Raw genomic sequence first — 19,450 nt, forward strand, 5'->3', positions numbered from 1 at the left:
GCCGAGCGTTCAATCAGGATTACCGGTTGTCGCGATATGCCCGAGGGATTGGTGCATTACGAAATAAATGCTAAGAACAGCTATGGGAAAAGGCTAAAATGCGCGACCCCAGCTAACCGCTGACCCAAATTTCAATGCGCCCCACAAGGTTCGCTACGTGATCGAGTTCCAACAGGTACATAAGACCTACCGCGTTGCCGGTAGGGAAATCCCCGCACTGAATCCGACCAGCCTGACCATCGAAGATGGCCAGGTGTTCGGCCTGATCGGCCATTCCGGCGCCGGCAAAAGCACCATGCTGCGCCTGATCAACCGCCTGGAAGAACCTTCCGGCGGCAAGATCATCGTCGACGGCGAAGACGTCACCGCGTTCAACGCCAGCCAGCTGCGCGGCTTCCGCCAGCAGGTCGGGATGATTTTCCAGCACTTCAACTTGCTGGCCTCCAAGACCGTCGCCGACAACGTCGCCCTGCCACTGACCCTGGCCGGCGAGCTGTCGCGCAGCGAAATCGACAAGCGCGTCACCGAGCTGCTGGCCCGCGTGGGCCTGCAAGACCACGCCAAGAAGTACCCGGCGCAGTTGTCCGGCGGCCAGAAGCAGCGCGTGGGCATCGCCCGCGCCCTGTCCACCAACCCGAAGATCCTGCTGTGCGACGAGGCCACCAGTGCCCTCGACCCGCAAACCACGGCCTCGGTCCTGCAACTGCTGGCCGAGATCAACCGTGAGCTGAAGCTGACCATCGTGCTGATCACCCATGAAATGGACGTGATCCGCCGGGTCTGCGACTGCGTGGCGGTGATGGACGCCGGCCAGATCGTCGAGCAAGGCTCGGTGGCCGATGTGTTCCTGCACCCGCAGCACCCCACCACCAAGCGCTTTGTCCAGGAAGACGAGCAAGTCGACGAAGGCGAACAGCGCGACGACTTTGCCCACGTACCGGGCCGCATCGTGCGCCTGACCTTCCAGGGCGACGCCACCTACGCGCCGCTGCTGGGCACCGTGGCCCGCGAAACCGGTGTGGACTACAGCATCCTCGCCGGGCGTATCGACCGCATCAAGGATGTCCCCTATGGCCAGCTCACCCTCGCCCTGATCGGCGGTGACATGGAAGCGGCGTTCGCCCGCTTCAAGGCAGCTGACGTACATATGGAGGTACTGCGTTGATGGACGCCCTGAATTTCTTTGCCAACGTCGACTGGGCCGAAATCTGGCTGGCCACCATCGACACCATGATCATGCTGTTCGGCTCGCTGTTCTTCACCGTGCTGCTGGGCCTGCCACTGGGTGTGCTGCTGTTCCTCTGCGGGCCAAAGCAGATGTTCGAGCAGAAGGGCGTGTACGCGTTGCTGTCGCTGGTGGTCAACATCCTGCGTTCGCTGCCGTTCATCATCCTGTTGATCGTGATGATCCCGTTCACCGTGCTGATCACCGGCACCTCGCTGGGCGTGGCCGGCGCCATCCCGCCGCTGGTGGTAGGTGCTACGCCGTTCTTCGCCCGCCTGGTGGAAACCGCCCTGCGTGAAGTGGACCGCGGCATCATCGAGGCGACCCAGTCGATGGGCGCCACCACCCGCCAGATCATCACCAGTGCGCTGTTGCCAGAGGCCCGTCCGGGTATCTTCGCGGCCATTACCGTCACCGCCATCACCCTGGTTTCGTACACCGCCATGGCCGGTGTGGTGGGTGCCGGTGGCCTGGGCGACCTCGCGATCCGCTTCGGTTACCAGCGTTTCCAGACCGATGTGATGGTCGTGACCGTGGTACTGCTGCTGGTACTGGTTCAAGTACTGCAGAGCGTGGGCGACAAACTGGTCGTGCATTTTTCCCGTAAGTAACCCCAATGGGGTCGGCCTGGCCGACCCGTTCGGGGGCCGTCGCGGCCCTCACAAGGAGTGATCAATGAAGAAGCTGCTTGCTGTCGCTGCCGCTGTTGCGGCCTTCTCGGCCCACGCCGATACCCTGACCGTTGCCGCCACCCCGGTGCCGCACGCCGAGATCCTCAACTTCGTCAAACCACAACTGGCGAAAGAAGGCGTGGAGCTGAAGGTCAAGGAATTCACCGACTACATCCAGCCGAACGTACAGGTGGCCGAAAAGCGCCTGGACGCCAACTTCTTCCAGCACCAGCCGTACCTGGATGAGTTCAACAAGGCCAAGAAGACCGACCTGGTAAGCGTGGCTGGCGTGCACATCGAGCCGCTGGGCGTGTATTCCACCAAGATCAAGAAGCTGGACGAGCTGTCCCCCGGCGCCACCGTGGTCATCCCCAACGACGCCACCAACGGCGGCCGCGCCCTGCTGCTGCTGGACAAGGCAGGCGTGATCAAGCTGAAGGACAACAAGAACATCCTGTCCACCGTGAAGGATGTTGCCGAGAACCCGAAAAACGTGAAGTTCCGTGAGCTGGAAGCCGCCACCATCCCGCGTGTGCTGACCCAGGTCGATGCCGCCCTGATCAACACCAACTACGCGCTGGAAGCCAAGCTGAACCCGGAAAAAGACGCGCTGGCCATCGAAGGCAGCGACTCGCCTTACGTGAACATCCTGGTTGCCCGCCCGGACAACAAAGACTCGGAAGACATGAAGAAACTGGCGGCTGCACTGCACTCGCCTGAGGTGAAGCAGTTCATCCTCGAGAAGTACAAGGGCGCCGTGGTTCCGGCGTTCTAAGCCGTCACATCGCGTTGGGTTCTTCGCGGGTGAATCGGGGCGCCGAACCGCCGCTCCCACAGGGAAATCACAGGGCTTGAGGCTGGTGATATTCCTGTGGGAGCGGGTTCACCCGCGAAGCTTTTGGGCCCCACTCAATCCCGCTTCACAAGCCCGGGCAACTGCGCCACCAGCTTCTGGTTGTTGAACGGCGCACGAATGAACCCGCGCTGACGCCCATCCGGCCCGACAACCGCCAGGTTACCGCTGTGATCCACGGTATACCCCGGCTTGCTGGTATCCGCCGGAATGAACGGAATGCTCAGGGCATTGGCCAGTTTCTGGGTGTCTTCGATCGACCCCGCCACCCCGACAAAGTCCTTGTCGAAATAGCCCAGGTACTGCTTCAGCTGGTTAGGCGTGTCGCGGTTCGGGTCCACACTCACCAGCACCACCTGCAGCCGGTCGACGGCTTCCTTGGGCAACTCGCTCTTCACCTGGCGCAACTGGGCCAGGGTGGTCGGGCAGATGTCCGGGCAGTAGGTGTAGCCAAAGAACAGCAGCGACCATTTGCCTTTCAGGTCATCCAGCTGCACCGGCTGGCCGTCCTGGTTGGTCATGGTCACGTCGGCCACGGTGCGGCTTTGCGGCAGCAGGATGATGCCGGCATCAATCAGCTCGGCGGGGTTGGGCTGGTCGCGGCCATTGAGCACCTTGTTGACGGTCAGGCCCAGGATCAACGCGACCAGGGCGACGAGGATGAAGACGGTTTTCTGGGTTCGGGTCATAGGTTCAGCAACAGGTAGTGATCGAGGAGCAACGCGATGAACAGCGCGAACAGGTAGCCGATAGAGTACTTGAAGGTGCCGATCGCCGCGTGCGGCCGGCTGCCACGGTACAACACCCAGGCCCATTGCAGGAAGCGCAGGCCCAAGGCCAGGGCACAAGCCAGGTACAGCGGGCCGCTCATGTGGATGGCATAGGGCAGCAGGCTCACCGCCAGCAGAATCAGGGTGTACAGCAGAATATGCAGCTTGGTGTAGCGCTCGCCATGGGTCACCGGCAGCATCGGGATATCTGCCTTGGCGTACTCTTCCTTGCGGTGGATGGCCAAGGCCCAGAAGTGCGGTGGGGTCCAGGCGAAGATGATCAGCACCAGCAGCAAGGGCTCGGCGCTGACGTGCCCGCTTACCGCCACCCAGCCAAGCAACGGCGGGGCGGCGCCGGCCAAACCGCCGATGACGATGTTCTGCGGCGTGGCGCGCTTGAGAAAGCCGGTGTAGAGCACCGCATAACCCAGCAGCGAGGCCAGGGTCAGCCAGGCGGTGAGGGTGTTGGTGAACGCCAGCAACAGGGCCATGCCCAGCACCGCCAACGCCAGTGCAAACAGCAAGGCCGGCAGCGGCTGGACCCGCCCCTGGGCCAGCGGCCGCTTGTGGGTACGGGCCATCAGCGCATCGATGCGCCGGTCCACCACATGGTTCACCACCGCTGCAGCGCCTGCGCACAAGCCGATGCCCAGGTTGCCGAACAGCAGCACGCTCCAGCCGACCCCCGCCCGTGTGGCCAGGAACATGCCCGCCAGCGAAGTGATCAGCATCAGTACCACCACCTTGGGCTTGGTCAGCTCCAGGTAATCGCGCCAGCTGGCCCGTCGTGCGCTCAGAAACGTCGCCAAGAGTCGTTCCTCATGTGATGGGAAATGCCCACGCCGGCCACCGGCCGCAGGCGCCAGCCTTGGCCGACACCCACGCGAACCTTGTCGACCACGCGAATGCGGTAGTTCACCAGCACCATGCTCAGCAGCAACAGCGCCCCGCCGGCATTGTGCGCGACAGCCACCGCCAGCGGCAGGTGGAACACCACGTTGCTGATGCCCAGGCCCACTTGCAGGGCCAGCGCCAGCAGCACCAGCCGCGCCAGGCCGGTGAGGCCACAGCGGTACAGCTTCCAGCTGAGCATCAGCAGCACGCAGGTCACCAGCAGCGCGCCCAGGCGGTGGCTGATGTGGATGGCCGTGCGGGCATCACTGTCCAGTTGCCCGCCCAAGTAATTGGGGCCGACGTGCTGGGTCAGGTGGAAGCCATTGCTGAAGTCAGCCGCGGGCCACCACTGGCCATGGCAGGTGGGCAGGTCGATGCAGGCGACCGCTGCGTAGTTGGCACTGACCCAGCCGCCCAGGGCGATCTGGCCGATCACCACCAACAGGGCTAGCGCAGCGATCCGGCGCAGGCTCAGCGGCAGTTTCGGCAAGGGCGCAAAGGCCCGGGACAGGCGCAGTGACAGCAGGAACAGCAAGCTCAGGGTAGTGAAGCCGCCCAGCAAATGCGCCGTGACCACCTGCGGCCACAGCTTCAGGGTGACCGTCCACATGCCGAACGCCGCCTGGGCCAGCACCACACCCAGCAACAGCACCGGTAAGCGATACGGCTGGCCATCGCGGGCATGCCGGCGCAGCGCCTGGAAGGCGAGCAGGGCAATCACCATGGCCAAGGTACCGGCAAAATAGCGATGGACCATCTCGGCCCAGCCCTTGGCCTCTTCCACCGGGTGATCGGGGAAGTGCAGTTCGGCATGAGCCAGTTGTGCTTCGCTCTTGGGCACGCTGATAAAGCCATAGCAACCCGGCCAGTCGGGGCAGCCGAGGCCGGCGTGGGTCAGCCGGGTGTAGGCACCCAGCAGGACGACCAGCAGGGCCAGCAGGGTAGCGAATACAGCGATGCGGAATCCAGGTCTGGCCATGGCAGGCTCCTAGCCGATGTTGGACAGCTTGAGCAGGTGGCGCAGGTCATCCAGCACATGCTTGCCGTTGGCCTTGCTGTCGTAACGCAGCACCAGGTTGCCGTGGGGGTCGACGATCCACAGCTGCGGGCCAGGCTCGCCTACCTTCTGCAGGTAGCGCGGGGCATCCAGCGGGTAGCGTTTCAGCTGCGGGTACTCGCGGCCGAGCAGCGCCTGGTAGTCGGCACTCAGCGGCTGGGCGGTGGCCAGCGCGTGGCTGGCACGGCTGGCATCGCGGCCCAGGCCCACCTGGATCTGCCGGGCCAGGTACACCAGGCGCTGGCAGTCCTCGGCACAGGCTTCGGGTGCGCTGACCAGCAATTGCCAACGCTCGTCCTGGCCTGACACGCCGATATCGGTGCGGCTTTCACCGTTGCCGATCATGGCGCCGTGGTAGCTGCGGCCTTCCGGCACCCAGAACTTCAGCTTGTACATGCTGGTGGCCAAGATCATCGGCCCGAGCACCACCAGCAGGATCAGCAACAGCTGCAAACGCCCGCGGGCTCTGGGTTTGCTACGTTCAGGCAGGTCCAATGGAGTGGCGGTGGCCATGGCGTTTCTCCTTGTTGTGGTGCCAGCCGAAATAGAGGTAGAGCAGAACCAGTGCGCCAGCCAGGGCAAACCACTGCACGGCGTAGCCCAGGTGTTTTTCCGGGCCCATGGCGACAATCGGCCAGTCCAGGCGATAGGCTGCCGGGCCGGGTTCCAGGCGCAACTCATGGGCAAAACCTTCGCGGCCCAGGGTTGGCCAAAACTGTGCGGCATCAACGGCGGTGAGCAGATGCGGCCATTGGCCGCCTTCAGGGTCGGGATGCAGCTGGAACGTGCTGCCCGGCGATACGTACACCGAAGCGTCCAGTGCCAAGGCCTGTGAAGGGGTATCGAAATGCACCGGCACGCGGCGGTCTGGCCATGGCAGCCAGCCGCGGTTGATCAGCAGCCACTGGCCACTGGGCTGGTCATGGAAGGGTTGCAGCAGTTCGACACCGGCCTGGCCATCACGCATGCGGTTGTCCAGCAGCACGCTGTGCTCGGCATCGAAGCGACCGTACAGGTGCACGCGGCGAAAGACGTTGTCGTCGCTTGATGCGAGCTGGGCGGTGGTGATCGGCGCCTCGATCCGCCGCTCGGCATAGGTGGCCAGCAGCACGCGCTTTTCCTCGGCGCGGCCGAGTTGCCAGCAGCCAAGCGCGATCAGCCCCGGCAGCAGTGCAAGCACCACCAGGGTCGGTACCCAGCCTGGGCGAAACGGCCTCACGGGCGCCTCGCTATACTTATCCACATCACCGCATCCCCCCGGAGTAGCGCCATGCTCAAGGCCGCGATTGTCCTGATGCTGTTGGCCACGATTGCCAGCCTGTTCAGCGGCCTGGTGTTTCTGGTCAAGGACGACGAAAACTCGACTCGCCTGCTCAAGGCACTGACCGTGCGGGTGACCCTGGCGGCCCTGACCATCGGCCTGGTGGCCTACGGCTTCATCAGTGGCCAACTGGTGTCACACGCCCCCTTTTGAGAATTTCACTGACACCTGTGGGAGCGGGTTTACCCGCGAACGCGGGCGAAGCCCGTGCCATCCATCGCGTTGCCTTCTTCGCGGGTGAACCCGCTCCCACAGGGTTCTCTATTCGCCTCAGAGCACGTATACGAAAATGAACAACCCCACCCACACCACGTCAACGAAGTGCCAGTACCAGCTGGCCGCCTCGAAGCCGAAGTGTTTCTCCGGGTTGAAGTGCCCGCGCAGAATGCGCACGAACATCACGATCAGGATGATCGTGCCCAAGGTCACGTGGGCACCGTGGAACCCGGTGAGCATGAAGAACGTCGCGCCATAGATCCCCGAACCCAGCGTCAGCCCCAGCTTGGTGTACGCCTCGTGGTACTCGAAGGCTTGCAATGCAATGAAGCTGAGCCCCAGCAGGATGGTCAGTGCCATCCAGAATTTCAGCGGCCCACGGTGATCACGGCGCAGGGCGTGGTGGGCAAGGGTGATGGTCACACTGGAGCTGACCAGCAAGATGGTGTTGATCAGCGGCAGGTGCCACGGGTCGATCACTTCCTTGGGCGGCGGGAACAGTTTCGGGTCGGGCGTGTGCAGCAGCGGCCAGGTGAACTCGAAGGTCGGCCACAACATGTGTGCAACCCCTTTGGCCCCTTCACCTCCCAGCCACGGCCCGGCCAGCACGCGCACGTAGAACAGCGCACCGAAGAAGGCCATGAAGAACATCACTTCAGAGAAGATGAACCAGCTCATGCCCCAGCGGAACGAGCGGTCCAGCTGCGGGCTGTACAGCCCCGCACGGCTCTCGCGCACCACCGAACCGAACCAGCCGAACAGCATGTAGGCCAGGAACAACGCCCCCACGAAGAAGATCAGCGGCCCGTGCGATTCCGGGTGGCCGGCCTTCATGTCGTTGAACCAGGTGCCCAGGCCGAACACCGTGATGAACATGCCGATGGTGGCGATGATCGGCCACTTGCTCTGCGCCGGAACGTAGTAGTGCTGATGACTTGCCATTGCTGTTCTCCTTCCCTTAACGGGCGCCCTGGACGTCCTGGGCCGCAACATGCGCGACCGGCGGGTGGCGAGCGGTGATGTCGAACAAGGTGTAGGCCAGTGTCAGGTGCTTCACGCTGGCCGGCAGGTCGCGGTCGACGATGAAGCGCACCGGCATTTCGATGCGTTCGCCGGGCTGCAGCACCTGCTGGGTAAAGCAGAAGCACTCGGTCTTGTGGAAGTACGCCGCGGCCTCGGCCGGGGTGATGCTGGGTATCGCCTGCGCGCTCATGGGTCGGTCGGTCGGGTTGTGCGCGACAAAGATCATCTGGTTCACCGCCCCCGGGTTGACCTCCAACTGGTCAGCCGTGGAGTAGAAGTCCCAGACCATGTCGCTGGCATTGGTCGACATGAACTGCACCCGCACCGAACGCGACGGGTCACTGACCTGGCTGCCTTCGTACTGCCCGCCGGTCTTGCCGTTGATGCCGAAGGCCTTGCACATCACGTCGTAGATCGGCACCAGGGCGAAGCCGAAGGCGAACATCACCACCGTCAGCATCAGCAGGCGCGTTACCAGGCGTTTCAGCGACAGGCCGTTCATGGCGGGTTTCCTATTTCACTTCCGGTGGTGTCTGGAAGGTGTGGTAGGGCGCAGGCGAGGGGATCGACCACTCCAGGCCCTCGGCGCCATCCCAGGGCTTGGCCGGTGCCGGCGCGCCGCCGCGGATGCACTTGATGACGATGAACAAGAAGAAGATCTGCGTGGCGCCGAACATGAAGGCACCGATCGACGACACCATGTTGAAGTCGGCGAACTGCAGGTTGTAGTCGGGGATGCGTCGCGGCATGCCGGCCAGCCCCACGAAGTGCATGGGGAAGAAGGCCATGTTCATGCCGATGAACGACAGCCAGAAGTGCAGCTTGCCGAGGGTTTCGTCGTACATGTGGCCGGTCCATTTCGGCAGCCAGTAGTAGGCCGAGGCGAAGATGCCGAAGATCGCCCCGGGCACCAGCACGTAGTGGAAGTGCGCTACCACGAAGTAGGTGTCGTGGTACTGGAAGTCCGCCGGGGCGATGGCCAGCATCAGCCCGGAGAAGCCGCCGATGGTGAACAGGATGACGAAGGCGATGGCGAACAGCATCGGCGTCTCGAAGGTGAGCGAGCCCTCCCACATGGTACTGACCCAGTTGAACACCTTCACCCCGGTGGGCACGGCAATCAGCATGGTGGCGTACATGAAGAACAGCTCGCCCACCACCGGGATGCCGACCACGAACATGTGGTGGGCCCAGACGATGAACGACAGGAAGGCAATCGCGCCGGTGGCGTACACCATCGAGGTGTAGCCGAACAGCGGCTTGCGCGAGAACGCCGGGATGATCGAGCTGACCGCGCCGAACGCCGGCAGGATCATGATGTACACCTCGGGATGGCCGAAGAACCAGAACACGTGCTGGAACAGCACCGGGTCACCGCCGCCGGCGGCACTGAAGAAGCTGGTGCCGAAGTGGATGTCCATCAGCATCATGGTCACCACGCCGGCCAGTACCGGCATCACCGCAATCAGCAGGAACGCGGTAATCAGCCAGGTCCAGACGAACAGCGGCATCTTCATCAGCGTCATGCCCGGTGCACGCAGGTTGAGGATGGTGGCAATCACGTTGATCGCGCCCATGATCGAGCTGATGCCCATCAGGTGGATGGCGAAGATGAAGAAGGTGACGCTTGCGGGTGCGTAGGTGGTGGACAGCGGGGCGTAGAAGGTCCAGCCGAAGTTCGGCCCGCCACCCGGGCTGAACAAAGTAGAGACCAGCAACAGGAAGGCCGCCGGCAGCAGCCAGAAGCTGAAGTTGTTCATGCGCGGAAGGGCCATGTCGGGCGCGCCGATCATCAACGGGATCATCCAGTTGGCCAGGCCAACGAAGGCCGGCATCACCGCGCCAAACACCATGATCAGGCCGTGCATGGTGGTCATCTGATTGAAAAACGCCGGCTCGACGATCTGCAAGCCGGGCTGGAACAATTCGGCGCGGATCACCATGGCGAACGAGCCGCCCAGCAGGAACATGATGAAGCTGAACCACAGGTACATCGTGCCGATGTCTTTATGGTTGGTGGTCAGCACCCAGCGCATCAGGCCCTTTGCCGGGCCGTGCGCATGGTCATGGCCGTGGGCGTGGTCGTCGATCACTGTGCTCATGTCCTGTCTCCTGCAACCCATTGATTGCCGCGAGTAACCCGGTTCACTTGGCTTCCGCCTGCTTCAGCGCCAGCACGTCCTTCGGCGTCACCATGTCGCCCTTGTTGTTGCCCCAGGCGTTGCGTTCGTAGGTGACAACGGCGGCAATGTCGACTTCCGAGAGCTGCTTGCCGAACGCCGCCATGGCGGTGCCGGGCTTGCCGTGGAAGACAATGCTCAGGTGGCCTTCCTTCGGCCCGGTGGCGATCTTCGAGCCCTTGAGCGCCGGGAACATCGGCGGCAGGCCCTGGCCTTCGGCCTGGTGACAGGCCACGCAGGTGGTGTGGTAAACCTTGTCGCCACGCTCCACCAGCTCTTCCAGGGTCCATTCCTTGCTGGTCAACTCTTTGAGCTTGGCAGCTTCAGCCTTGCGCTCGCCCAGCCAGGTGTCGTAGTCGGCCTTGGACTTGACCTCCACCACCACCGGCATGAAGCCGTGGTCCTTGCCGCACAGCTCGGTGCACTGGCCACGGTAGATGCCGGGCTTTTCGATACGGGTCCAGGCTTCGTTGACGAAGCCGGGGATGGCGTCGCGCTTGACCGCGAAGGCCGGCACCCACCAGGAGTGGATGACGTCGGCGGCAGTCACCAGGAAGCGCACCTTGGCGCCCACCGGCAGCACCAGCGGCTGGTCGACTTCGAGCAGGTAATGCTCGTCCTTGGGGGCTTTGTTATGAATCTGATCGGCGGGGGTAGCCAGGTTGCTGAAGAACTCCACGTCCTGGCCCAGGTATTTGTAGTGCCACTTCCACTGGTAGCCGGTCACCTGGATGTCGATGTCCGACTCGCTGGCGTCGTAGATGTCGATCAGGGTCTTGGTGGCCGGGATGGCCATCACCACCAGAATCAGGAAGGGCACCACGGTCCACATGATTTCCACCCAGGTGTGCTCGTGGAAATGCGCGGCCTGCTGGCCTGTAGAGCGGCGGTGGACGACCATGGACCAGAACATCGCGCCGAACACCACGATGCCAATGATCACGCAGATCCAGAAGATGGTCATGTGCAGGTCGAAGACGGCGTTGGAGACTTCCGTCGCCCCTGGGTGCATGTTCACGGTCCAGGCCGCGTTGGCCTGACCAAAAACCGACCACAACAGGAGGCCCATCCAGACATGTGGATGTCGCATCATTGCGGGTTCCCCTTCTAATTCTTGTTGTCCCGGAGGCGTGGCCTGCGGCAAGAGGGAACGGCGGTCAAGACTGCCTGGCTTCGACGACCGAGCCCCTGCAAAAGCAGTCGGGCCTCATCAACGAATCACGTTCAACGGGAGTATAGACAGCGACCAATGGCACGCAATGAAGCCTGTGAAATGAACTTCACGAAATGACTGAATGGTCTGAAAACCGCGCGCTTGATAGGGTGTGGCGCAATAATGGCACTTGCATATACCTGACAGCGCACACGTTTGCGCGGCTTATAACAAATGCGTCTTAGGTATTCTGTATACCGAGCTAATTTAGTGTCTTCCGTTTGAAACGTAATGTCCCTGGAGTTGTCATGAACATCGCTGCTGTACGCGAGCAGGTAAGCCAAGCCCATCAACATGAAGGCCAGACCGGCCAATTGAAACAGCGTCTCGAGCTGCAACTGCCCCACCTGCACCCCTCGATCCAACTGCCTGAGCAGGACGCCCAGGGCACTTTGGCGCGCTTCGTCAGCGCCTACATCGATCAGGTTCCGGAACTGCTGGAGGCCGCCCACGAGGTCGCCCGCGAAGCCGGGATCGAATCGCAGATCAAACCTGTACTGAAAATTGCCGAGGCCTACTTCCTGCAGCCGCCCAGCGTGATGCAAGGGCATGTAGGCCTGGACTGCCTGCTGGATGAGGCGTACCTGGCGCACCGCCTGGTGGAAGAGGTGAATGACTTGTACATCCGCCACTTCCAGCAACCGCTGATCCCGGTCGACACCACGGTCGCCAACCTGATTGCACACCAGTTGATTGGCGAGAGCTTTGCCAACCAGCTGGATGAAGTGGTGCACCATTCGGTTGACGAAATGCTCAATGACGAGAGCTTTGCGGTGGAATCGGTGGAGGCTTATCGCGAGAAACTGAGCAGCCCGGCAACCGGCGAGGCATGGAAGCGCTGGCCCTGCCTGTCGCGGCAGCTGGGTGTCGAGCTGGGCCAGCCGGCCTGATACTCCTGCCCCGGCCTCTTCGCGGGTAAACCCGCTCCCACAGGGACCACACAGACTTTGAATGCTGTGCAGTACCTGTGGGAGCGGGTTCACCCGCGAAGAGGCCAGTTCAGGCCATACACATCTCGAGTGTCAGGCCCCAACCCCCGCCGTAGTCCGCAACCGCCCCTCGATCCGCCGCTTCAACCGCCGCTGTTCTATCAGCAACCGCGACCCATTGGCCGCATTGCTGCGGTTCCAGTCCTCCAGCAGCTCAAGGCACGAGTGGTCGATGTAGCTCAGGTTGCCCAACGGCACATGCAACGTGGTGCCCGCCGGTACGGTATCGAGCACCTGGGTCAGCGCCGGCACCTTCAGGAACGTCGCCGTGCCACTTAACCGCAGCTCCATGTGCCCGGCCTTCTCCAGGCTCACCAGGTTGATCTTCAGCCGCGCCGCCTTGAACGCCAGCTTCAGCAGGGTCAGGGCAAAGCCCAGCAGCACACCGGTCAGCAGGTCGGTGAAGATGATCGCCAGCGCCGTCGCCGCATAGGTGAACATCGGCATGCGGCCATAACGGCCCAGGCCACGAAACGCCTTGAAGTCGACCAGCTTGACCCCGGTAAACACCAGCACACCCGCCAGGCTCGCCACTGGGATCTGCTGCAGCACGCTGCTCAACACCACCACGAAGGCCAACAGCCACAAGCCGTGCAAGATTGCCGATGCCCGCGTCTGCGCCCCGGCCTGCACATTGGCCGAGCTGCGCACGATCACGCCCGTCATCGGCAGCGCGCCCAGCACGCCACAGAGCATGTTGCCGATACCTTGGGCCGACAGTTCACGGTCGAAGTCCGAACGCTGGCCGCTGTGCATGCGGTCTACCGCCGCAGCCGACAGCAAGGTTTCGGCGCTGGCGATGAAGGCCAGGGCAAAGGCGGCGACCAGCAGGGTAGGGTCGGCCAGTTGCATCAGGTCTGCCGGGCGGAGCCAGTCGATGGCCTCGGACAGGTCTGCCGGCACCTGCACGCGGTTTACCGGCAAGGCCAGCCACATACTGATGACGGTCATGGCTGCAACACCCAATAGGGCGCCAGGGACGAAGCGCAACCGCTGCGGCCGCAGGCGCTCCCAGCCCCACATGATGGCGATGGTGCCCAGGCCCAGCGCACCGGCCATCCAGCCGGAGCCTGCGCTTTCCTGTGGCAGGGCTGCAGCAACGGTGGACGGGAACTCCAGCAGGTTCTGCAACCCGGAAGGCTGCGGCGCCGTGTCGAACATCACATGCACCTGCGACAACACGATCAGCACGCCAATCCCCGCCAGCATGCCGTACACCACCGCTGGCGCAGTGACACGAAACCAGCACCCCAGGCGCAAGCGCCCGGCCAGCAACTGCAGCAGCCCGGCCAGCAACAGGATCGGCCCAAGCATGGCCATGCCATGCTGGCGCACCAGCTCGAACACCAGTACCGCCAGCCCGGCGGCAGGGCCACTGACCTGCAACGGCGAACCGGCGAGAAAACCCACCACAATGCCGCCGATAATGCCGGTAATCAGGCCCTTTGCCGGCGGCATGCCCGAGGCAATCGCGATACCCATGCACAACGGCAGGGCCACCAGAAAGACCACCACCGACGCCAGCAACTCACGCGGCAGGGCCGCTTTCAACTGTGTAATGTTCACCGTGTTTCTCCTTTCTCTGTCGCACGGCCATTCCTCTGGCCGTGGGCACGTTTGCCCCTGACGCGCGCGCAGGCGCGGGCCGCCAGCAGAAATGCCGGCAAGTCGGTCAGGGAATTCAAGGCAGTCGAAGGCCGCGCCACACCCCTACAGGGTGCAGCCGGCTATCAAGGTTCTAGCGGTGGATGGGTCGCTTAGTAGCGGCCTCTCGGAGTAGCGCAGGGGACTGGCTCGCCAGCAGCCAGGGGCAGGAAGCTGTCGCTGATGGCGTCATAAGCTTCGATCTTGCTGGTTTCGATGTCGTAAACCCAGCCATGAATGAACAGCTCACCGGCTGCAAGGCGCGAGGCAACCGAAGGATGGGTGCGCAGGTGATGCAACTGGGCGATCACGTTTTCCTTGGTCAGCACCTGCATGGTTTCGTGTTCGGTACCGCACGAGCAGTTGTTCTCGACCACGGTACGCGCCACTTCGGCATGGCGAAGCCAGGCGGAAACAGTCGGCATCTTGGTCAGCGATTGCGGGTTGAGTACCGCACGCATGGCGCCACAGTCGGAGTGGCCACAGACGATGATGTGGTGCACTTTCAGCGCAAGTACGGCGTACTCGATTGCGCTGGAAACACCGCCATTCATCTGGCCATAAGGCGGTACCACGTTGCCCACGTTACGGGTTACGAACAGGTCGCCTGGCGAGCTCTGGGTGATCAGCTCGGGGACGATGCGCGAGTCGGCGCAGGTGATGAACATGGCACGCGGCGTTTGCGCAGTGGCGAGCTTCTTGAACAGCTCTTGCTGCTCGGGGAAGACGTCATGGTGAAAGCGCAGGAAGCCGTCGACGATGTGCTTCAGGGCGGCATCGGCGCCCTCAGCGGGTACCTCCGGAACGACCTTGGATGGGTCCTTGACGGGCATGATTCATCCTCTTGACGGTGTGTTGGTAAATCCATTTTACCGGGGAAAGATTCTGGCTATGCAGGGTTTTAGATGACACGCACGGGCCATAGATCACAGTCGGTGTGGACTGATTTCCTACGCTAGCGGGGAAAACTTAACTGAAACTTAATTCGAAGGCTCTAGAACGGGCGTTCCAGATATAAAAGGCGGGTTCTGGATAATAGCAAAAAAACATCAACTGCCAATATGTATTAGCGCAATTATAGAGTGTTATTAGTTTAGTTGTGAGCAGTGCGCGGACCCTGTGGGAGCGGGTTTACCCGCGAATGCGGCAGTGGAGTCACCGACGCATTCGCGGGTAAACCCGCTCCCACAGGGTCCATATCAGAATAGGGCCATCTGCCCACCGGGCGGGCAGAAGGCAGAGCAATCCAGCGCCTGCGCCTCGCGGCCTTCGAAATCCAGCCGCTTCATGGCTTTGGCAAACCGTTGTGCCAACAGCTCGGCAAACACCCCTTCACCGCGCATGCGCGCGCCAAACCGGCTGTCATACAGCTCGCCGCCCCGGCTCTGGCGGATCAGGCTCAATACATGGGTCGCCCGTTGCGGGTAATGGTCCTGCAGCCACTGCTCGAACAGCGGCGCCACCTCCAGTGGCAGGCGCAGCATCATGTAGGCCGCGCTCTGTGCGCCGGCTTCCCTGGCAGCCTCCAGCAAGCGCTCCAGCTCACTGTCGTTGATCATCGGAATCATCGGCGAACACAGCACACCCACCGGCACACCCGCCTCGCGCAACACGCGGATGGCCCTCAAGCGGGCATTCGGTGACGCCGCCCGCGGTTCCAGCACCCGCTTGAGGTCATCGTCCAGCGTGGTCAGGCTGATCATCACCCGCGCCAGACGCTGCCGGGCCATTTCGGCCAGCAGGTCGAGGTCGCGCAACACCAGCGAGCCCTTGGTCACGATGGTCACCGGGTGACGAAAACGCAGCAACACTTCCAGCAGACGCCGGGTCAGCATCTGTTCCCGCTCGATTGGCTGATACGGGTCGGTATTGGAGCCCAGGTTGATCGGCGCGCACACGTAACCCGGCTTGCTCAGCTGTTGCGCGAGCACTTCGGCGGCATTGGTCTTGGCGATCAGCTTGGTTTCAAAGTCCAGGCCGGGGGAGAGGTCCCAATAGGCATGGGAAGGGCGGGCATAGCAGTAGATGCAGCCGTGTTCGCAGCCGCGGTAAGGGTTGATGGAGCGGTCGAAGGGCAGGTCGGGTGAGGTGTTGCGGGAGATAACCGATTTCGCCGTCTCGCTGCGCACCTCGGTGCCTTGGGTCTGCGGCACTTCCTGATACCAGCCGTCGTCCTCTGCCACCGAATGGTTGGGGGCAAAACGGTTGTGCGGATTGTGCGCCGTGCCACGGCCCTTTAGTGGTGCTGGAGGATTCATGGCTAACCCCGATACTGTATTTACATACAGTATCGTAGCTACCTTGAATCCACCAGTGCCTCTGATCCGACCGTCAGTGCTTACTCGGTCGGTTTCTTCAGCTTCGGATTAGGGAAGAACTGCACCGTCTGTACCTTGGCCGGCGCCGCCTTGGGTGCCAGGTGGTTGACCCGGGTGCCGAGCTCCTTGGGCACCGACAAGCCCTGCTCGTTGAGGGTGTCGGTGAACCCGCAGGCGACGCACTCGCGGTGCGGTACGTCGTCTTCGCTCCACATCATCAGCTTGTCGGGCTCGCTGCACGCGGGGCATACCGCCCCGGCAATGAAGCGTTTCTTGGTCTTGTTCACAACTACCTCGCTCACGCCGCAGCGCCTTCGGTAAGACCACTATGGCGCAGCAGCGCATCGATGGAAGGCTCACGGCCACGGAAGTCGACAAACAGCACCATCGGCTCGCGCGAACCGCCACGGGCCAGGATCGCCTCGCGGAAGGCACGGCCGGTTTCGGCGTTCAGCACGCCTTCTTCCTCGAAGCGCGAGAACGCATCAGCCGACAGCACTTCAGCCCACTTGTAGCTGTAGTAGCCCGCCGCGTAACCGCCCGCAAAGATGTGCGCAAAGCTGTTGGGGAAGCGGTTGTACGCCGGTGGGCGCATGACCGACACCTCGTCACGCACGCCTTCGAGCACCTGCAGCACGCTGCGGCCGTCGCCATGGCTGGCGTGCAGCTCGAAGTCGAACAGCGAGAACTCCAGCTGGCGCACCATCATCATGCCCGACTGGAAGTTTTTCGCCGCCAGCATCTTGTCCAGCAGGTCCTGGGGCAGGGCCGCGCCGGTTTCGTAGTGGCCGGAGATCAGCGCCAGGCCTTCCGGCTCCCAGCACCAGTTTTCCATGAACTGGCTCGGCAACTCGACCGCGTCCCAGGCCACGCCGTTGATACCGGAAACACCGGCATGCTCGATGCGGGTCAGCAGGTGGTGCAGGCCGTGGCCGAATTCGTGGAACAGGGTGGTGACTTCATCGTGGGTCAGCAGCGCAGGCTTGCCGGGTGCGGCCGGGGTGAAGTTGCACACCAGGTTGGCCACCGGGCTCTGCAGCTCGCCACCGGCAGTGAGACGACGGTCGCGGGCACCATCCATCCAGGCACCGCCGCGCTTGTTGGCGCGGGCGTAAAGGTCGAAGAAGAAGCGGCCGACATGCTGGCCGTTTTCCTTGATTTCGAACAGGCGCACGTCCGGGTGCCAGCTGTCGAAGCCCTTGAGCTCGGCGATTTCGATGCCGTACAGGCGCTGCACGATGCTGAACAGGCCTCCCAGCACCTTGTCGATCGGGAAGTAGGCGCGCAGGGCTTCCTGCGACACGCTGTAGCGCTGCTCGCGCAGCTTCTCGCCAAAGTAGCCGGCGTCCCAGCTGGCCAGCTCAGGGCAGCCTTGCTCGGCGGCGTAGGCCTTCAGCTGCTCAAGGTCCTGGGCGGCAAACGGCTTGGAACGCTTGGCCAGGTCACGCAGGAAGCTCAACACCTGGTCGCTGGACTCGGCCATCTTGGTGGCCAGGCTCAGTTCGGCGTAGTTCTTGTAACCCAGCAACGCAGCCAGTTCCTGGCGCAGGTCGAGAATTTCCTGCATCACCGGGCCGTTGTCGAACTGGCCGGCATTCGGGCCCTGGTCCGAAGCACGGGTGCAGTAGGCAGCGTACAGCTCTTCGCGCAGGGCGCGGTCGCTGGCGTAGGTCATCACGGCGTAGTAGCTGGGGAATTCCAGGGTAATCAGCCAGCCGTCGAGGCCCTTGGCCTGGGCAGCGGCCGCCATCTGCGCCTTGGCCGAATCGGTCAGGCCGGCCAGTGCGGCTTCGTCGGTAACGTGCTTGGTCCAGGCCTGGGTGGCGTCGAGCAGCTGGTTGGAGAAGCGGCTGCCCAGCTCGCTGAGCTTGCTTTGCACTTCGGCGTAGCGCTGCTGCTGGTCCGCCGGCAGGTCGATACCCGACAGGCGGAAATCACGCAGGGCGTGTTCGAGAATAGTCTTTTGCGCCACGTCGAAGCCGGCGGCTTCCGGACTATCGATCAGCGCCTGGTAGGCTTCGAACAGCGCGCGGTTCTGGCCCAGTTCGGTAGAGTAGGCGCTCAACGCTGGCAGGCACGACTCGTAGGCCTCACGCAGCTCGGCGCTGTTGCACACCGCGTTAAGGTGGCTGACCGGGCTCCAGGCGGCGCCCAGGCGGTCGTTCAGTTCGTCCATCGCCAGCACCAGGCCAGCCCAGGTCGGGGCCTTGCCCTGCTTTTCGAGGATCTCGGCAATGGCTTTACGGTTGTCGGCCAGGATAGCCTCGATCGCCGGCAACACGTGTTCGGCACGGATTTGCGAGAAGGGCGGCAGATCGTGGGATTGCAGAAGCGGGTTGTTCGCAGTCACGGTTTGGATACCTTGGCAGAAGAAACACTGCCCCATCTTAATTACAATCGACGCCGACCGCAGCAGGCAGCCTGCCTATCGGCACAGATGAGAGACGCTATCATGGCCATCCGAAGCTTCCAGCAACACACTCCGAAAGTTGGACTACGTGCCTTCGTCGACCGTTCGGCAGTGGTGCTGGGCGACGTGGAGATCGGTGAAGACAGCTCGGTCTGGCCGCTGACCGTGGTGCGCGGCGACATGCACCGCATCCGCATCGGTGCGCGCACCAGCGTGCAGGACGCCAGCGTGCTGCACATCACCCACGCCGGCCCGTTCAACCCGGACGGCTTCCCGCTGATCATCGGCGACGAGGTGACCATCGGCCACAAGGTGATGCTGCATGGCTGCACCTTGGGCAACCGCATCCTGGTCGGCATGGGCAGCACCATCATGGATGGCGCCATCGTCGAGGACGAAGTGATCATCGGTGCCGGCAGCCTGGTACCGCCGGGCAAACGCCTGGTCAGCGGTTACCTGTACATGGGCAGCCCGGTGAAACAGGCCCGGCTGCTGAACGACAAAGAGCGCGCGTTCTTCTCCTACAGCGCCGGCAACTACGTGAAGCTCAAGGACCAGCACCTGGCCGAAGGCTACGACCAACCGGAATGACCTCTTCGCGGGTAAACCCGCTCCCACAGGAACGGCGCCGGCCTCAGGCCCTGTGATATCCCTGTGGGAGCGGGT

At 62.9% G+C, this 19,450-nt stretch carries 20 protein-coding genes; 6 read left to right on the plus strand and 14 right to left on the minus strand.

What is annotated here, in order from left to right:
* Positions 1–157: 157 nt before the first annotated feature.
* The 3 genes from ABOC32_RS02795 (at position 158) to ABOC32_RS02805 (ending at position 2,671) form a co-directional block, all read left to right on the plus strand.
* The gene (locus ABOC32_RS02795) at positions 158–1,165 is read left to right on the plus strand and encodes a methionine ABC transporter ATP-binding protein (protein ID WP_016497411.1); all 1,008 of its coding nucleotides are present in this window, start codon (positions 158–160) and stop codon (positions 1,163–1,165) included.
* Positions 1,165–1,836, plus strand: a complete 672-nt coding sequence (locus ABOC32_RS02800) for a methionine ABC transporter permease (protein WP_012269918.1) — start codon at positions 1,165–1,167, stop codon at positions 1,834–1,836. The genes ABOC32_RS02795 and ABOC32_RS02800 overlap by 1 nt, the downstream gene beginning before the upstream one ends.
* A 64-nt stretch (positions 1,837–1,900) precedes the next feature.
* Positions 1,901–2,671 carry a MetQ/NlpA family ABC transporter substrate-binding protein gene (locus ABOC32_RS02805; RefSeq protein ID WP_426810072.1) on the plus strand — a complete coding sequence of 257 codons (771 nt, stop codon included), beginning with the start codon at positions 1,901–1,903 and terminating at the stop codon, positions 2,669–2,671.
* Between the two features lie 134 nt (positions 2,672–2,805).
* Here the strand turns inward: ABOC32_RS02805 and ABOC32_RS02810 are convergent, their stop codons facing one another.
* The 5 genes from ABOC32_RS02810 to ABOC32_RS02830 are packed head-to-tail and all read right to left on the minus strand — an operon-like array spanning position 2,806 to position 6,689.
* Positions 2,806–3,438, minus strand: a complete 633-nt coding sequence (locus ABOC32_RS02810) for an SCO family protein (RefSeq protein WP_049275720.1) — start codon at positions 3,436–3,438, stop codon at positions 2,806–2,808.
* A complete protein-coding gene (gene cyoE, locus ABOC32_RS02815; RefSeq protein WP_426810073.1) occupies positions 3,435–4,328 on the minus strand; it encodes a heme o synthase in 894 nt (297 codons plus the stop codon). The genes ABOC32_RS02810 and cyoE overlap by 4 nt, the downstream gene beginning before the upstream one ends.
* Positions 4,313–5,392, minus strand: coding sequence for a COX15/CtaA family protein (locus ABOC32_RS02820; RefSeq protein WP_426810074.1), 1,080 nt, complete (start codon positions 5,390–5,392; stop codon positions 4,313–4,315). Before ABOC32_RS02820 ends, cyoE begins: the two co-directional genes overlap by 16 nt.
* Before the next feature lie 9 nt (positions 5,393–5,401).
* Positions 5,402–5,983 (minus strand): hypothetical protein, encoded by a 582-nt coding sequence (locus ABOC32_RS02825; RefSeq protein WP_426810075.1) that lies wholly within the window; start codon positions 5,981–5,983, stop codon positions 5,402–5,404.
* Entirely contained in the window at positions 5,952–6,689 is a 738-nt protein-coding gene (locus tag ABOC32_RS02830) for an SURF1 family protein (RefSeq protein WP_426810076.1), read from the minus strand. The genes ABOC32_RS02825 and ABOC32_RS02830 overlap by 32 nt, the downstream gene beginning before the upstream one ends.
* A 51-nt stretch (positions 6,690–6,740) precedes the next feature.
* On the opposite strand from ABOC32_RS02830, the gene ABOC32_RS02835 reads away from it, so the two are divergent.
* Positions 6,741–6,944: a twin transmembrane helix small protein gene (locus tag ABOC32_RS02835; RefSeq protein ID WP_043198635.1), complete on the plus strand. Its 204-nt coding sequence runs from the start codon at positions 6,741–6,743 to the stop codon at positions 6,942–6,944.
* Between the two features lie 117 nt (positions 6,945–7,061).
* Here ABOC32_RS02835 and ABOC32_RS02840 read toward each other — a convergent pair whose 3' ends face one another.
* Genes ABOC32_RS02840 through coxB form a run of 4 tightly spaced genes read right to left on the minus strand, consistent with a single transcriptional unit; the run spans position 7,062 to position 11,303 of the window.
* Positions 7,062–7,949: a cytochrome c oxidase subunit 3 gene (locus ABOC32_RS02840; protein ID WP_426810077.1), complete on the minus strand. Its 888-nt coding sequence runs from the start codon at positions 7,947–7,949 to the stop codon at positions 7,062–7,064.
* A 16-nt stretch (positions 7,950–7,965) separates the two neighbouring features.
* A complete protein-coding gene (locus ABOC32_RS02845; RefSeq protein ID WP_016484257.1) occupies positions 7,966–8,532 on the minus strand; it encodes a cytochrome c oxidase assembly protein in 567 nt (188 codons plus the stop codon).
* Between the two features lie 10 nt (positions 8,533–8,542).
* Entirely contained in the window at positions 8,543–10,132 is a 1,590-nt protein-coding gene (gene ctaD / locus ABOC32_RS02850; RefSeq protein WP_234226122.1) for a cytochrome c oxidase subunit I, read from the minus strand.
* A 43-nt stretch (positions 10,133–10,175) separates the two neighbouring features.
* The gene (coxB, locus tag ABOC32_RS02855) at positions 10,176–11,303 is read right to left on the minus strand and encodes a cytochrome c oxidase subunit II (RefSeq protein ID WP_086976496.1); all 1,128 of its coding nucleotides are present in this window, start codon (positions 11,301–11,303) and stop codon (positions 10,176–10,178) included.
* A gap of 368 nt (positions 11,304–11,671) precedes the next feature.
* Between coxB and ABOC32_RS02860 the strand changes: the two genes are divergently transcribed.
* Complete coding sequence (locus ABOC32_RS02860) at positions 11,672–12,313, plus strand: hypothetical protein (protein WP_003253042.1); 642 nt, start codon at positions 11,672–11,674, stop codon at positions 12,311–12,313.
* A gap of 132 nt (positions 12,314–12,445) precedes the next feature.
* On the opposite strand, the gene ABOC32_RS02865 is transcribed toward ABOC32_RS02860, so the two are convergent.
* The 5 genes from ABOC32_RS02865 to prlC all read right to left on the minus strand — a co-directional run bounded on the left by ABOC32_RS02865 (position 12,446) and on the right by prlC (position 18,724).
* Positions 12,446–13,978, minus strand: coding sequence for a SulP family inorganic anion transporter (locus ABOC32_RS02865; protein WP_426810078.1), 1,533 nt, complete (start codon positions 13,976–13,978; stop codon positions 12,446–12,448).
* Between the two features lie 191 nt (positions 13,979–14,169).
* The gene (locus tag ABOC32_RS02870; protein ID WP_016497399.1) at positions 14,170–14,889 is read right to left on the minus strand and encodes a carbonic anhydrase; all 720 of its coding nucleotides are present in this window, start codon (positions 14,887–14,889) and stop codon (positions 14,170–14,172) included.
* 366 nt (positions 14,890–15,255) lie between these two features.
* A complete protein-coding gene (locus ABOC32_RS02875) occupies positions 15,256–16,314 on the minus strand; it encodes a PA0069 family radical SAM protein (protein ID WP_426810079.1) in 1,059 nt (352 codons plus the stop codon).
* Between the two features lie 80 nt (positions 16,315–16,394).
* Complete coding sequence (locus ABOC32_RS02880; RefSeq protein WP_016497397.1) at positions 16,395–16,676, minus strand: YheV family putative zinc ribbon protein; 282 nt, start codon at positions 16,674–16,676, stop codon at positions 16,395–16,397.
* On the minus strand, positions 16,673–18,724 hold the full coding sequence (gene prlC / locus ABOC32_RS02885) for an oligopeptidase A (RefSeq protein WP_426810080.1): 2,052 nt from the start codon (positions 18,722–18,724) through the stop codon (positions 16,673–16,675). The genes ABOC32_RS02880 and prlC overlap by 4 nt, the downstream gene beginning before the upstream one ends.
* Before the next feature lie 102 nt (positions 18,725–18,826).
* Here prlC and ABOC32_RS02890 point away from each other — a divergent pair, with 102 nt between their 5' ends.
* Positions 18,827–19,375: a gamma carbonic anhydrase family protein gene (locus tag ABOC32_RS02890; RefSeq protein WP_043198617.1), complete on the plus strand. Its 549-nt coding sequence runs from the start codon at positions 18,827–18,829 to the stop codon at positions 19,373–19,375.
* Positions 19,376–19,450 lie beyond the last annotated feature (75 nt).

This window comes from Pseudomonas sp. WOUb67, from assembly GCF_050058005.1.
Taxonomy (GTDB): domain Bacteria; phylum Pseudomonadota; class Gammaproteobacteria; order Pseudomonadales; family Pseudomonadaceae; genus Aquipseudomonas; species Aquipseudomonas putida_R.